Origin of the sequence: Bradyrhizobium sp. CSS354 (assembly GCF_029051725.1) — a bacterium.
Classification (GTDB): Bacteria; Pseudomonadota; Alphaproteobacteria; order Rhizobiales; family Xanthobacteraceae; genus Bradyrhizobium.
Genome location: NZ_JAACFU010000013.1, coordinates 88,851 through 102,904, shown reverse-complemented (window position 1 = coordinate 102,904; position 14,054 = coordinate 88,851). Strand labels below are relative to the sequence as shown.

Genomic DNA, 14,054 nt, shown 5'->3' with positions numbered 1-14,054 from the left:
CGCGGCCCATGGCATACGCCGCAGCAAGCCTCCAGGGGTGCGGGGGCTGCGGACGTGGCGGGCTTTTACCCGGAAGACGCGGAAATGACAAGGAGAATGGGCGGCCGGTAGCCCGGATGGAGCGCAGCGTAATCCGGGACCTACGCCGCTGGAACACCCCGGATTGCGCTGCGCTCCATCCGGGCTACGATTTCCCCCTACCCGCCGAGCTTGGCCTCCAGCGCCGCGATGCGCGCCTTCAGAGCCTCGTTCTCCTCACGCGCCAGGCGCGCCATGTCCTTGACCGCCTCGAACTCCTCGCGCTTGACCAGGTCCATGTCGCGCAGGAATTTTTCGGCCTGGGTGCGCATCACCGTGTCGAACTCGCGCTTGACGCCCTGCGCGGCACCGGCGGCATCGTTCATCAGGCGGCCGATCTCGTCGAAAAACCGGTTGTTGGTCTGGGTCATGTCGGTCTCCTGGCGGCTTTCGATGAACTCTGCGCGAACGCGCGGGGAGACAATGGCAACCCGATGGAGCCGGTTCAAGGGCCGATCGGCGGTATCCTTGTCATGCCCCGGTTTCCTTGCAATCGTATTCAACGTCCCTGCATAAGAAGAATCATAAAAGGCGCTCGATATGATCGACCAGCAGATCGCGATCCCCACCAAGGACGGTCACACCGCAACCTTCATCAGCCATCCCGAACGCGGCGGGCCGTTTCCGGTCGTCCTGTTCTACATGGACGCGCCGGCGATCCGCGAAGAGCTGCGCGACATGGCGCGCCGGCTCGCGACATCGGGCTATTACGTGATGCTGCCGAACCTCTATTACCGCTCCGGCGTGATGGAGCTCGGCGCGCTGCCGGCAGATCCGAACGCTCCGGAACGCAAGCGCATGTTCGCGCTGATGGGATCGCTCACGATCCCCATGATCATGGACGACACACGGGCGCTGCTCACCTATGCCGAGGGCCAGGCGGCCGCGAACACCAAACTGATCGGTACCGTCGGCTACTGCATGAGCGGCCGCTACGCCGTCAACGCCGCCACGCACTTCCCCGATCGCGTCAAGGCCGCCGCCTCGGTCTACGGCACGCAGCTCGCAACCGACCAGGACGACAGCCCGCATCTCGCGGCAGCCAAGACCAAGGCCGAACTCTACTTCGCCTGCGCCGAGACCGACATCTACGCGCCCGCCGAGATCATCGAGAAGGTGAAGCAGGGCATGAGCGGCGCCAAAGCCGAAGTCGAGATCTATCCCGGCACCCATCACGGCTTCGCCTTCCCCAAGCGTCCGGTCTACGACCGCGACGCCGCCGAGCGGCATTGGGAGCGCCTGCTGGCGCTCTATCGCCGCAATCTCGTCTAGACATAGAAGGCGCGATGCCCTTTCTGCTCATCGACTTTCCCGCCTTCAAGCCGATCGCGATCGAGATCGGTCCGTTCGCGATCCGCTGGTATGCGCTGGCCTATATCTGCGGCATCGTGTTCGGCTGGCTCTATGCGCGCTCGCTCCTGAAGAAAGAGCGGCTGTGGGGCGGCCCGGCGCCGATGTCGCTGGTGCAGATCGACGACTTCATTCTGTGGGTCACGCTCGGCATCATCCTCGGCGGCCGCACCGGCTACGTGCTGTTCTACAATCTGCCCTTCTTCATCGACCATCCCGCCGCGATCTTCAGGCTGTGGGAAGGCGGCATGTCCTTTCACGGCGGCTTCCTCGGCTGCGTCGTCGCGGTGATGTGGTTTGCTTATCGCAACGGCATCTCGATCCTGTCGCTCGGCGACATCACAACCGCCGTCGCTCCGGTCGGGCTGCTGCTCGGCCGCATCGCCAATTTCATCAATGGCGAATTGTGGGGCCGCGCCGCCGACCCGGAGCTGCCCTGGGCGATGATCTTCCCCAACGATCCCACCCAGCTGCCGCGTCATCCGAGCCAGCTCTATGAGGCCGGCATGGAGGGCATTTTGCTGTTTGCCGCCCTCGCAATCATGATCCGCTTCGGTGCCCTGAAACGGCCGGGCATGATCCTCGGGGCGTTCATCCTGATCTATGGTTTGAGCCGGATCGCCGGCGAGCATTTCCGCGAACCGGACGTCCAGCTCGGCTTCCTCTGGGGCGGATTAACCATGGGCATGCTGTTGTCGATCCCAATGCTTATTGTCGGCCTCATACTTATTGTATTGGCAGTGAGGCGCGATGCGCCGAAGCCCGCAGGGGCTATTCGTTAATTCCTCTTGAGAAGATGGACCGTGACCGACCAGCCGTTACTCGACGAGATCAAGGCGCTGATCAAATCCTCAGGCCCCATGCCGGTCTGGCGGTACATGGAACTGTGCCTCATGCATCCGCGCTATGGCTATTACGTCTCGCGCGATCCGTTGGGACGAGAAGGTGACTTCACCACCGCGCCCGAGGTCAGCCAGATGTTCGGCGAGCTCCTGGGCCTGTGGACCGCCTCGGTGTGGAAGCAGATGGGCTCGCCGCAATTCCTGCGGCTGATCGAGCTCGGCCCCGGCCGCGGCACCATGATGGCGGATGCGCTGCGTGCGCTCCGCGTGCTGCCGCCGCTCTATCAGGCACTCCATATCCACATGGTCGAAGTCAATCCGGTCCTGCGCGAGCGGCAGAGTGCGACGCTGTCGGGCGTGCGCAACATCGCCTGGCACGACAGCATCGACGACGTGCCTGAGGGACCGAGCATCATCCTCGCCAACGAATATTTCGACGTGCTGCCGATCCATCAGATGGTCCGTCACGAGAACGGCTGGCACGAGCGCGTGATCGAGGTCGACGCCAATGGAAAACTTCAATTCGGCGCGGCGGCCGAGCCGACGCCGCGCTTCGAGGTGCTGTTGCCGCCTCTGGTCCGCGCCGCGCCCGTCGGGGCCGTGTTCGAATGGCGGCCAGATGCTGAGATCATGAAGCTCGCCAGCCGCGTGCGCGACCAGGACGGCGCGGCGCTGATCATCGATTACGGCCACCTGCGCAGCGATGCCGGCGACACCTTCCAGGCGATCGCGCGCCACACCTTCACCGATCCCCTGAAGGCGCCGGGCCAGGCCGACGTCACAGCCCATGTCGACTTCCAGGCGCTCGCGCGCGGAGCGGAGGACGTGGGCGCCCGCGTGCACGGGCCGGTGACGCAGGGCGATTTTCTCAAACGCGTCGGCATCGAGACCCGTGCAGCCGCCTTGATGCAGAAGGCGGCGCCCGACGTCGCCACCGACATTTCGATCGCGCTAAAGCGCCTGACCGAAACCGGCCGCAGCGGCATGGGCTCGATGTTCAAGGTGCTCGGCATCTCCGAGCCGCGGCTAACGGGCCTTGCGGGCCTCAGCGATCTCGAACGCACCGGAGACGGTTCATGACGCTTGCCTCCTCGCTGCTGTCGGCGGTGCCGGGCCTGCGCCATGCCTTCTTCACCCGCGAAGGCGGCGTCTCGGGCGGCATCTATTCCGCGCTGAACGGCGGGCTCGGCTCCAATGACGATCAACTCCTTGTCGCGGAGAACCGCCGCCGCATGGCCGAGCATGTCGGCGTCGCACCGGAACGCTTTCTCAGCCTGCACCAAATCCATTCGCCCGACGTGCTCGTGGCCGACGCGCCGTGGCCGAGCGGGCCGCGGCCGAAGGGCGATGCGCTGGTGACGAAGGTGCCCGGCATCGCGCTCGGCGTCTCCACCGCCGACTGCGGGCCCGTGCTGTTCGTCGACCCCAATGCGGGCGTGATCGGCGGCGCGCATGCCGGCTGGAAGGGTGCGCTCACCGGCGTCCTGGAGCAGACCATTTCGGCGATGGAGAAACTCGGCGCCTCGCGCGGCGGCATCATCGCCGCGGTCGGCCCGCTGATCCGCCAGGACAGTTATGAAGTCGGCAACGAGTTCGTGACGCGCTTCATCGAGGCGGATGCGGACAACGCCATGTTCTTCATCCCGTCGGTGCGCGAAGGACACGCGATGTTCGATCTCGCCGGCTTCATCCGCAAGCGTCTGGAAGCCGCGGGCATCCTGATGATCGACGATCTCGGTCTGGACACCTACGCCGACGAACGCTTCTTCAGCTACCGCCGCTCGGTACATCGCAAGGAGCCGGATTACGGCCGCCACGTTCACGCGATCGCGCTCGAAGCGTGAACACAACGGCAACCCCGTGTCATTCCGGGGCTATGCCTGCGCGCGATGACAGTGGCCTGTGGCGCCCCCGCCCTAGACGTTAATGCGTTTTAACGATATCGCTGCCCTCCATAATGAGGGACGCGTCATTCATCTTGCGCCGCGCGGGTTCGCGCGTGCTGGCGGTCATGCTGCTGACGGCTGCGACAGCCCTCGGCGGCTGTGCCGGTGGCGGTGGTGCCGCGAACTCCTATGCGATGGCGCCGAGCGCCGGCTCCGGGGCGACAGTCGCGTTCGAATCGATCGACGGGCCGCCGCCGCAAGTGTTCGACCGCATGGTCGGCGTGCTCGACAGCGAATCCAAGCTGCGCAGCCTGTCCGTGGTCTCGCGCGAGGGGACGGCTGCCTACCGCGTGCGCAGCTACCTCTCCGCCCAGATCGTGCGCGGCAAGACCGTGATCGCCTGGGTCTGGGACGTCTACGACGCCAACCAGCAGCGGGCGCTGCGCCTTTCCGGCGAGGAACCGACTGCGGCCAAGGGCGGCCGCGATCCTTGGAGCGCGGCCGACGACCTCGTGCTGCGGAAGATCGCCCAAGCCGGATTCAGCGGACTTTCCAACATGATCAACGGAACGCCGGATGCGCCGGGCTCGGCTCCCGGCTTGCGCGGGCCGGCCGTGGCGAGCGTGATGCCGGAGGCTCCGGTGGCCGAGATGCCGGCCTCGGCGCTGGGCTATGCCGAGCGATAACCCCCGCGAAACCACGGCCCCAACTTCCAGCCAAACCGTTGGCCGGACTCAGGATTTCGCAGGGAAAACGTAGCCTCCCGGGTTGCCATCGCAGCCCCCGGCCTGATATTTCCTCGCCCGTCGTAACCGTGCTTCGAGTGGGTATTGTTTGATGTTGAACATCGTGTCCAGCAAAGCGCGGGAGGAAGCGTCCATGTCGGCCAAGAACGGCTCCATCAAGCTCGTCGCCGGCAACTCCAATCCGGCTCTCGCGCAGGCCATCGCGCAGGGTCTCGACCTGCCGCTGACCAAGGCGGTGGTACGGCGCTTCGCCGACATGGAGATCTTCGTCGAGATCCAGGAGAACGTGCGCGGCTCGGATGCCTTCGTCATCCAGTCGACCTCGTTCCCGGCGAACGACCATTTGATGGAATTGCTGATCATCACCGACGCACTGCGCCGCTCCTCGGCGCGCCGCATCACCGCGGTGCTGCCCTATTTCGGCTACGCCCGGCAGGACCGCAAATCGGGTTCGCGCACGCCGATCTCGGCAAAACTCGTCGCCAATCTGATCACGCAGGCCGGCGTCGACCGTGTCATGACGCTCGACCTGCATGCCGGCCAGATCCAGGGCTTCTTCGACATCCCGACCGACAACCTCTACGCGGCGCCGCTGATGGTGCGCGACATCAAGGACAAGTTCGACCTCTCCAGGACGATGGTGATCTCGCCCGACGTCGGCGGCGTGGCGCGCGCGCGCGGCCTCGCCAAGCGCATCAACACCCCGCTCGCGATCGTCGACAAGCGCCGCGAGAGGGCGGGTGAATCCGAGGTCATGAACGTGATCGGCGACGTCGCCGGCTACACCTGCATCCTGATCGACGACATCGTGGACTCCGGCGGCACGCTGGTGAACGCGGCCGACGCGCTGATCGCCAAGGGCGCCAAGGACGTCTACGCCTACATCACCCACGGCGTGCTCTCCGGCGGCGCGGCCGCCCGGATCACAAACTCCAGGCTGAAGGAGCTGGTGATCACCGACTCGATCCTGCCGACGGATGCGGTGAGCAAGGCGCCGAACATCCGCACGCTGCCGATCGCCAGCCTGATCTCCGACGCGATCGCGCGCACCGCGGCGGAAGAGTCGGTGTCGAGCCTGTTCGACTGATTTTTTCCGCCTCTGGCCGCTTGCGGGCGGAGGGAGTGCGAGCGTCTACCGTGTCCCTTACGAGGCAGCCCCCGGGTTGTTGCCAACGACCGCCCATGACATCATCCGAATCCCGAGTCATCTCTGCCCTCTGGATGCCCGATGCCACGCCGGAAATTTGCCTGGGACAAGCTGTCGGATGACGAGTTGCTCAAGCAACGCCTCTCCAGCCTGAGGGTTACGGTCGAAGGCACCTGGCTCGAGGACTGCGTCAGCACGCTCTACGAGGAGCTGGAAGAACGGGATATCCGGCTGCGGCCGCACACATGGATGTCGAGCGAATGGTTCAGTCCGGGCGGCGTTCCCGGCATCGCCATTCCGTTCTATCTCGCTCATCCCCGCCTGATGAAGCTCGAGAAGAAGATGATGTTCGACGTCGAGGGTGGAACCTGGCGCGAATGCATGGCCATTCTCCGTCACGAAGCGGGCCACGCCATACAGCACGGCTACCAGCTACAGCGCCGCCGGCGCTGGCAGCAACTGTTCGGCCCGTCGTCGAAACATTATCCGCGCTATTACCGGCCCAATCCGGCGAGCCGGCGCTATGTCCAGCATCTGCGGCTCTGGTACGCGCAGAGCCATCCGGACGAGGATTTCGCCGAGACCTTTGCGGTGTGGCTGCGGCCGCGCTCGAACTGGCGGACGCGATATGCCGGCTGGCCGGCATTGAAGAAGCTCGAATATGTCGACGAGCTGATGGGCGAGATCGCGGGAAAGCGGCCGCCGATCACGACGCGGGAGCGTGTCGATACGCTGGGTCGGCTCAGCCAGACGCTCGAAGAGCACTACAAGAAGAAGCAGGCGTTCTACGCCTTCACGCCCCCCAAGACCTACGACCGCGATCTCTCCCGGCTGTTTTCAGCCGATCCACGGCATCACCGGTCGAAGCCGGCTTCGGCCCTGATCCGGCGACACCGCGCCCATATCAGGCAGCTGGTGGCGCGATGGACGGGCGAGAATCAGCTTACACTCGATGCCGTGCTTGACGAGATGATCTCCCGCTGTCGCGAGCTCGATCTGCGCGCCGTCGGCCCCGAACAGAAACTCGTTCTCGACTTCATCGTCCTCGTGACCGCCAAGACGATGCACACGATGTTTGGCCCGTCTCAGCGAAAATGGATCGCACTATGAGACGTCTCCGCATTCTGGTCCTCATGCATCCGGACTTCCTGCCCCCGGACTCCTCCGACGGATACAGCCCGCAGGAGATCAATGCGTGGAAAACCGAATACGACGTGGTGAGCACCTTGCGCGCAGCCGGCCACGAGGTTCGACCGCTCGGTGCGCAGGAGGAAATCAAGCCGGTGCGCGAGGCGATCGAGGAGTTCAAGCCGCACGTGGTTTTCACGCTGCTGGAGGAATTCCACAACAACGTCGCCTTCGACCAGCACATCGCGAGCTATCTCGAGCTGATGAAGGTCCCTTATACCGGGTGCAATCCGCGCGGCCTGACCCTGGCCCGCGGCAAGGATTTGTCCAAGACGCTGGTGCATCACCGCCGGATCGCCGCGCCGGCCTTTGCCGTCTTCCCGATGCGCCGCAAGGTGAAACGCCCGACGCGTCTTGCGCTGCCGCTGATCGTCAAGAGCCTGAACATGGATGGCTCGTTCGGCATCTCGCAGGCCTCGATCGTCGACACCGACGAGAAGCTGGCCGAGCGGGTCGCCTTCATCCACGAGCGGGTCGAATCCGCCGCCATCGCCGAGCAGTTTATCGAGGGGCGAGAGCTTTACGTCGGCGTGCTCGGCAACAATCGCTTACGCGTTCTGCCGATCTGGGAGTTGAAATTCGGCAGCATGGGCGGCCGCTCTTCACGGCACATCGCCACCGAGAAGGCCAAGCACGACACCGATTATCAGGAGAAGGTCGGCATCGTCGACGGGCCAGCGAAGGATCTGGCGCCGGAAGTGACCGCCAGGATCCAGCGGGCCGCGAAACGCATCTATCGGGCGCTTGGCCTCGACGGCTACGCGCGCATCGATTTTCGTCTCACCGCCGACGGCACGCCGTATTTCATCGAAGCCAATCCCAATCCCGAGATCGCGAAGAGCCAGGAGTTCGCCACAGCGGCTCAACATGCCGGACTCAAATATCCGGCCCTCCTGCAGCGCATCCTGGCCCTCGGAATCAGCCGCGCCAAGGCGGGGGTCTCGCTCGGCTGATGACGAACACGGCGGCGATCGCTCCTCATCCGTCGAGACGCGCTTCGCGCCACTAGGGATGAGGAATGGTCGTCGCGCGGCGTTACGCGATTCCCGCGGCGACCTGGCCGCGCAGGCGTTCGAGCCCGAGCAATGTCTCCGCACAGGCGGCCGCCACCTCGACGCCCTTGATCGCAAAATGCTTGCGGAAGAAATCGTAGTGCACCTCGGTTTCGTGGAATTGCTGCGGCGTCAGAACCGCGGAGAACACGGGCACCTCGGTGCGCAGCTGCACGTCCATCAACGCCTTGATCACGGTGTCGGCGACGAACTCATGGCGATAGATGCCGCCGTCGACGACGAGGCCGGCCGCGACGATCGCGGTGTAGCGCCGTGTCTTGGCGAGGATCTGCGCATGCAGCGGGATCTCGAACGAGCCCGGCACCTCGAATACGTCGACATGATTGAGGTGGCGCGCTTCCGCCTCCCTCACGAAGGCGATACGGGCCTCCTCGACCACGTCGCGGTGCCAGCAGGCCTGCACGAAGGCCACCCGCTGCGGTTTCGCGAAGCGCGGGTGCTCGGGCGCCGGATCCTGCGGAACCGGCGGTGGCGTTTGGGTTGGTTGGGAAATTTCGGCCTTGGAAGTTTCGGCTTGGGGGTCTTGCAACATCTGATTCATGGCTTTCCTCAGTTAAGGACCAGAATCAGGGCACACGGAACGACAACAGCCGCATCCTGCGATGCGTCTGCCACCGACCGTTCTCTTTCATCCGGACTTTAACCGTCGGCTTCGGAGTTGCACCGAATCTGCTGACCCTTCCCCTCAGCAAGGCTTTGAGGAAGGCGCTCGCGGGCTTAGGCCTTACGGCCCTTACCGCCGGTGGGGACTTTCACCCCGCCCTGAGAACATCGGCCGTCCGGAATGAACGGCCTGACCGAAATATGACGCCGGTTGGGGGCCGCGGCAAGCGGGTTCCGCATGGGAAAACCGCATGGTCCCATGCCGCCATGGCGGTCCAGAGGCACGCGACGGAATTAACGATTGGCGGGCCATCGAATCCGATTCCGATTTGTTCTTCCCGTTAATAATTGTGGCCGAGATGAGCTGTGGACGAACGAGTCCTGGCTTGTGGACGGACTCGGCAGCCAGTTGCGCAGATTCCGCAAATCACATCAGTTGATCCGCGACAAGCCCGCGCTGATCCGAACGGATCGCCTTAGCAATATTAAGGGAGCGCGCGCCGGACCAACCGCGTGCGTATCAAAGACAACAAAAAGGCAAGAGGTCGAGACGGCATGTCCCTGCTCGAAGGCACCATCGATTCCAAAAACCATCCGCTCGCGGTGGTCGAGGATATCGCTGCCAGCAACAACTGGCCGTTCGAACGCTCCGGCGAAGACGAACTCACGATTGTCTCCAAGGGACAATGGACCGACTACCAGATCTCCTTCACCTGGATGGGCGAGATCGAGGCGCTGCATCTGGCCTGCGCTTTCGACATGAAAATTCCGGTTGCGCGGCGATCGGAGGTCCAGCGGCTCGTGGCCGCGGTCAACGAGCAGCTGTGGGTCGGGCATTTCGACCTGTGGACCACCACCGGCATGATCATGCACCGGCAGGCCTTGGTGCTGCCGGGCGGGCTCATCGCCTCCACAGGCCAGTGCGAAGCCATGCTCGCCGGTGCCATCCACGCCTGCGAACGCTATTTCCCGGCGTTCCAGTTCGTGGTGTGGGCGGGCAAGTCCACGACGGAAGCCATGGACGCGGCCATGTTCGACACGGTGGGCGAGGCGTAGTTTCTTGTCGTCCCGGCCTAGTGCGCAATTGCGCACGGGGGGCCGGGACCCATACCGCGTGATTTCGCTTGTGGCACGCTGCTTGTTGCCAACACCTCCATCCACTAGAACCAGTTGTGGTTATGGGTCCTGGCTTTCGCCAGGACGACGGCGGTGGCAACGGCTATGACGAGCAACAGCACTCTCGAAAACATCACCGGCACCATCCTGCTCGCCGGCGCCGGCAAGATGGGCGGTGCGATGCTGACCGGATGGCTTTCGGGCGGGCTCGATCCGCGCCGCGTCGCGGTGATTGATCCGCACATCTCGGCCGAAATCACCGCGCTTGCCGCTAAGGGGGTGGCGCTCAATCCGGACGTGGCGGCGGCGGGCCCGGTCGAGACGCTCGTCGTCGCGGTGAAGCCGCAAATGTTCCGCGAGGCCGGCGCCAAGCTGAAGCCATACGTCTCGGACAAAACTTTGGTGGTGTCGATCATGGCGGGAACCACGATCGCCTCGCTTCAAGAGATCTGCGGCGGCGCGGTGGTGCGCGCGATGCCGAACACGCCGGCCGCGATCGGTCGCGGCATCACGGTGGCTGTCGCCGCGAACAACGTCAGCGCACCGCAACGCGCGGTGGCCGATGCTCTGCTACGCGCCACTGGCTCGGTCGAATGGGTCGACGATGAGAGCCTGATGGACGCGGTGACCGCGGTGTCCGGCTCGGGCCCGGCCTATGTGTTTCTGCTGGCCGAAGAGCTCGCGCGCGCCGGCGTCGAGGCGGGATTGCCCGAGGCGCTCGCGACAAAACTCGCGCGCGAAACCGTCGCCGGCTCGGGTGAACTTCTCCACCAGTCGGAGCTTGCCTCCGGCACGCTGCGCCAGAACGTCACCTCGCCCGGCGGCACCACGGCCGCGGCACTCGGCGTGCTGATGGGCGAGCCCGGCCTGCGCGATCTGATGATCCGCGCGATCGCGGCGGCGACGCAGCGGTCGAAGGAATTGGCGAAGTAGCTAGAGCGCGGGGCTACGTCGCCCCCAGCCGCTTGTTGAACATCGCGACATTGACGAGCCCGCGGGCGTGGCGGCCTTCGCCGAGCTTGCGCGAGCCCTCGAAGGCCTCGACCTCGAAGCGGATGACGCGGCGCTCGACTGCGAAGACCTTCGCGCTGGTCCGCACCGTCGCGCCGACGAGGGCTGCTGCAAGATGGCGGATGTCGACCTCGGTGCCGACGGTGACCCAGCCCGGCTGAAGGGCGCTGCGGATCGCGTCGCCCGACGTCATCTCCATTTCCAGAATCATCATCGGCGTCGCATAGACCATCGGCATGCCGGGCACGAAATGCCCCACCGTGCGCTCCACCGGCACCACCAGCGTGCGCTCGGCGCTCATGCCGACCTTGATGAAGTCACGTGCGTCCATGGGCCCTCCCCCGTCGTCCTGGACAAGCGAGCAAAGCGAGCGCCGATCCGGGACCCATTACCCCGACTGAAAATTGTCATGCGCGGTCTAAACCACGACCTGCTGCAACAACTGCCGTTTGGATAATGGGTCCTGGCTTTCGCCAGGACGACAGTTGCGTTTGCAGCTACAGGGGTGACTATTTCTTCGCAGCCGCCGCGCGCTCCACGAACGTCTTGCCGCCCTTCATCTTGTGGCGGAGCGGGGCTTCGTTGATCTGGATGACGACGGCGTCGGCATCGACGCCGAGGTTCTTCACCAGTGCCTGGGTGATGTCGCGCATCATGCCGGCCTTTTGCTCGTCGGTGCGGCCTTCGGCCATGCTGACAGTGATCTCAGGCATTTTTCTCTCCCTTGGGGCCGAACACCGGCCATTGACGAGCGTCATCAAACAGGAGGTGGATGCCCGGGACAAGCCCGGGCATGCCGGCGTCAGCGAATGGCTAGCCCCAGCTCACGTCATGGCGCGCCAACACCTCGCGCACTTTGGCGACGAGGTCGGCCTCGCTGCACGAGAACTGCGCCGGGCGGCTCTCGCGCCATTCCTGGTTGGAAGCGATCGCGGCCGCCGCCTTGGCGCCCTCGATCAGATCCTTGATCTGCACCTCGCCACGCGCTTTTTCATCCGAGCCCTGGATGATGACGCACGGCGCTTTGCGGCGATCCGCATATTTGAGCTGGTTGCCCATGTTCTTGGGATTGCCGAGATAAAGCTCGGCGCGAATGCCGGCGCTGCGCAGGCTTGCAACCATCTTCTGGTAGTCGGCGACGCGATCGCGATCGAACACGGTGACGACGACGGGGCCGAACCCGGGCTTCGTGTCGAGCTTGCCGAGCAGCGTCAGCGCCGCCTGAAGCCGCGACACGCCGATCGAGAACCCGGTCGCTGGCACCGGCTCGCCGCGGAAGCGCGAGACCAGGCCGTCATAGCGTCCACCGCCGCCGACCGAGCCGAACCGGACCGGACGGCCTTTTTCGTCCTTGGTGTCGAGCAGCAATTCGACCTCGTAGACGGGACCGGTGTAATATTCGAGGCCGCGCACGACGGACGGATCGATCTTGATGCGGTCTGCGCCGTAACCCGACGCCGTCACCAGTTTGGCGATCTCTTCCAGCTCGCTCACGCCGGCCTGACCGACTTCGCTCTTGGCGAGATAGGTTTCCGCCGCGGCGATCGCCTCCTTCCAATCGTCGCGCGGTTTGGTGATGGCAAGAACGACGTCGGCCTCCGACGCGCTCAAATTGGCGCCCTTCGTGAAGTCACCTTTCCCTTCTTCGCCGCCATCCCATCTACCGGGACCGAGCAGCTTGCGAACTTCCTCGGCGGGAAACTTATCGAGCTTGTCGATCGCGCGCAGCACGGTCAGCCTGCGGCCCGCGTTCTCTTCGCCACCGAGCCCGATTGCTTCCAGAACGCCATCGAGCACCTTGCGGTTGTTCACCTTCACCACATAGGAGCCGCGCGCGATGCCCAGCGCTTCCATCGTGTCGGCCGCCATCATGCAGATCTCTGCGTCGGCCGCCGGCGTTGCCGAGCCAACCGTGTCGGCATCGAACTGCATGAACTGGCGGAAGCGGCCGGGGCCGGGCTTTTCGTTGCGGAAGACATAGCCGACGCGATAGCTGCGATAGGGCAACACAAGACCGTCGGTCCCGTAGCGCTCGCCGACATAGCGCGCGAGCGGCGCGGTCAGATCGTAGCGCAGCGAGATCCACTGCTCGTCGTCGTCCTGGAACGAGAACACGCCCTCGTTCGGACGATCCTGGTCGGGCAGGAATTTGCCGAGCGCATCGGTGTATTCCATCGCCGGCGTTTCCACCGGCTCGAACCCGTAGAGCTCGTAGACGGCGCGGATCTTCTCCACCATCTCGCGCGTCGCCCGGATCGCGGCGGGATCGCGATCCTCGAGCCCGCGCGGCAAGCGCGCCTTCAGTTTCTGCGGTTTTTTGGGTTTTTCGGCCATGCGCGGCATTTACCAGCCGACGCGCGAAGCGGCAACTGCCGGTTAGTTCCTTACGGCTGCTCCATCCGTGCCCGGAGCGCATCCGCGTCCGCTTTCGGCAGCGACTTCAGCGTCGGCTTGATGGTTTCGCCGCCGACGATCTTGTCGTTGCGCATGAACATCCAGTCCGAGATGTCAGCTTCAGTGAATTCGACCTTGTCGCCTGCCCGCTTGCCGGGCAGATCGCGTGGCTCGTTGGCGAAGAGGCCGGAATAGGCCCCATTGGGTAGCTTCTTCACGTCGGCCATCCAGATGTGCTCACCGCCTTTGCGGGTCGAAAAGTGCACCTTCAGGGCATGCCCAGTTTCCGACGGCTTCGGCGCCTCGTAGGAGGCCCAGAAGGTCGGCAGCGTCCCACGGGCGCGCGCGATCGCGGTGTTCATCTCCGGATCGGTGGTGCGCACGTCGACGACGGGCGAACGGCCCTCAGCGGAGACATCCGGCTTGGGGCCGATGGTCAGAATGCCGAATACGGTGATGCCGGTGACCGCGGCAAGAACCACCCATTTCAGGGACTGGGGAAGAGTGGATGTCATGATCGCGATGTCCAGGTATTCGAGGTCTCGGACTTTGTCGTACGATCATCGTGTCGCGTTCATTGCGCCTCTCTCTCGCGAGCGGAGAGAGAGAGAGAGCGAGGG

16 protein-coding genes and 1 riboswitch are annotated in these 14,054 nt (G+C 64.6%); of the genes, 10 read left to right on the top strand and 6 right to left on the bottom strand.

The window, feature by feature from the left end:
* Window positions 1-197: 197 nt before the first annotated feature.
* On the bottom strand, window positions 198-449 hold the full coding sequence (locus GWG67_RS27340; protein WP_007596812.1) for an accessory factor UbiK family protein: 252 nt from the start codon (window positions 447-449) through the stop codon (window positions 198-200).
* 169 nt (window positions 450-618) lie between these two features.
* Between GWG67_RS27340 and GWG67_RS27335 the strand changes: the two genes are divergently transcribed.
* The 8 genes from GWG67_RS27335 to GWG67_RS27300 all read left to right on the top strand — a co-directional run bounded on the left by GWG67_RS27335 (window position 619) and on the right by GWG67_RS27300 (window position 8,190).
* Window positions 619-1,350, top strand: a complete 732-nt coding sequence (locus GWG67_RS27335) for a dienelactone hydrolase family protein (RefSeq protein ID WP_275172455.1) — start codon at window positions 619-621, stop codon at window positions 1,348-1,350.
* A gap of 14 nt (window positions 1,351-1,364) precedes the next feature.
* Entirely contained in the window at window positions 1,365-2,210 is an 846-nt protein-coding gene (gene lgt, locus GWG67_RS27330; RefSeq protein WP_275172454.1) for a prolipoprotein diacylglyceryl transferase, read from the top strand.
* A gap of 21 nt (window positions 2,211-2,231) precedes the next feature.
* Complete coding sequence (locus GWG67_RS27325; protein WP_275172453.1) at window positions 2,232-3,350, top strand: class I SAM-dependent methyltransferase; 1,119 nt, start codon at window positions 2,232-2,234, stop codon at window positions 3,348-3,350.
* Entirely contained in the window at window positions 3,347-4,114 is a 768-nt protein-coding gene (pgeF, locus tag GWG67_RS27320; protein WP_275172452.1) for a peptidoglycan editing factor PgeF, read from the top strand. Before GWG67_RS27325 ends, pgeF begins: the two co-directional genes overlap by 4 nt.
* 113 nt (window positions 4,115-4,227) lie before the next feature.
* The gene (locus tag GWG67_RS27315) at window positions 4,228-4,842 is read left to right on the top strand and encodes a hypothetical protein (protein WP_275172451.1); all 615 of its coding nucleotides are present in this window, start codon (window positions 4,228-4,230) and stop codon (window positions 4,840-4,842) included.
* A 193-nt stretch (window positions 4,843-5,035) separates the two neighbouring features.
* Window positions 5,036-5,989 (top strand): ribose-phosphate pyrophosphokinase, encoded by a 954-nt coding sequence (locus GWG67_RS27310; protein WP_007614838.1) that lies wholly within the window; start codon window positions 5,036-5,038, stop codon window positions 5,987-5,989.
* Window positions 5,990-6,130: 141 nt separating this feature from the next.
* Entirely contained in the window at window positions 6,131-7,159 is a 1,029-nt protein-coding gene (locus tag GWG67_RS27305; protein WP_275172450.1) for a putative zinc-binding metallopeptidase, read from the top strand.
* On the top strand, window positions 7,156-8,190 hold the full coding sequence (locus GWG67_RS27300; RefSeq protein ID WP_275172449.1) for an ATP-grasp domain-containing protein: 1,035 nt from the start codon (window positions 7,156-7,158) through the stop codon (window positions 8,188-8,190). Before GWG67_RS27305 ends, GWG67_RS27300 begins: the two co-directional genes overlap by 4 nt.
* Before the next feature lie 82 nt (window positions 8,191-8,272).
* Here GWG67_RS27300 and GWG67_RS27295 read toward each other — a convergent pair whose 3' ends face one another.
* On the bottom strand, window positions 8,273-8,851 hold the full coding sequence (locus tag GWG67_RS27295) for a 6,7-dimethyl-8-ribityllumazine synthase (protein ID WP_275172448.1): 579 nt from the start codon (window positions 8,849-8,851) through the stop codon (window positions 8,273-8,275).
* A 75-nt stretch (window positions 8,852-8,926) separates the two neighbouring features.
* Window positions 8,927-9,084: riboswitch (FMN riboswitch) on the bottom strand.
* Window positions 9,085-9,468: 384 nt separating this feature from the next.
* Between GWG67_RS27295 and GWG67_RS27290 the strand changes: the two genes are divergently transcribed.
* Entirely contained in the window at window positions 9,469-9,969 is a 501-nt protein-coding gene (locus GWG67_RS27290; protein ID WP_007614845.1) for a YbjN domain-containing protein, read from the top strand.
* 165 nt (window positions 9,970-10,134) lie between these two features.
* Window positions 10,135-10,962: a pyrroline-5-carboxylate reductase gene (gene proC, locus GWG67_RS27285; protein ID WP_275172447.1), complete on the top strand. Its 828-nt coding sequence runs from the start codon at window positions 10,135-10,137 to the stop codon at window positions 10,960-10,962.
* 13 nt (window positions 10,963-10,975) lie between these two features.
* On the opposite strand, the gene GWG67_RS27280 is transcribed toward proC, so the two are convergent.
* From GWG67_RS27280 to GWG67_RS27265, 4 genes are all read right to left on the bottom strand, one after another.
* The gene (locus GWG67_RS27280) at window positions 10,976-11,371 is read right to left on the bottom strand and encodes a thioesterase family protein (protein ID WP_275172446.1); all 396 of its coding nucleotides are present in this window, start codon (window positions 11,369-11,371) and stop codon (window positions 10,976-10,978) included.
* Between the two features lie 178 nt (window positions 11,372-11,549).
* Window positions 11,550-11,798, bottom strand: a complete 249-nt coding sequence (locus GWG67_RS27275; RefSeq protein WP_275172524.1) for a tautomerase family protein — start codon at window positions 11,796-11,798, stop codon at window positions 11,550-11,552.
* Between the two features lie 55 nt (window positions 11,799-11,853).
* On the bottom strand, window positions 11,854-13,374 hold the full coding sequence (hisS, locus tag GWG67_RS27270) for a histidine--tRNA ligase (RefSeq protein ID WP_275172445.1): 1,521 nt from the start codon (window positions 13,372-13,374) through the stop codon (window positions 11,854-11,856).
* 50 nt (window positions 13,375-13,424) lie between these two features.
* Entirely contained in the window at window positions 13,425-13,949 is a 525-nt protein-coding gene (locus tag GWG67_RS27265) for a YegJ family protein (RefSeq protein WP_275172444.1), read from the bottom strand.
* Between the last annotated feature and the right edge of the window lie 105 nt (window positions 13,950-14,054).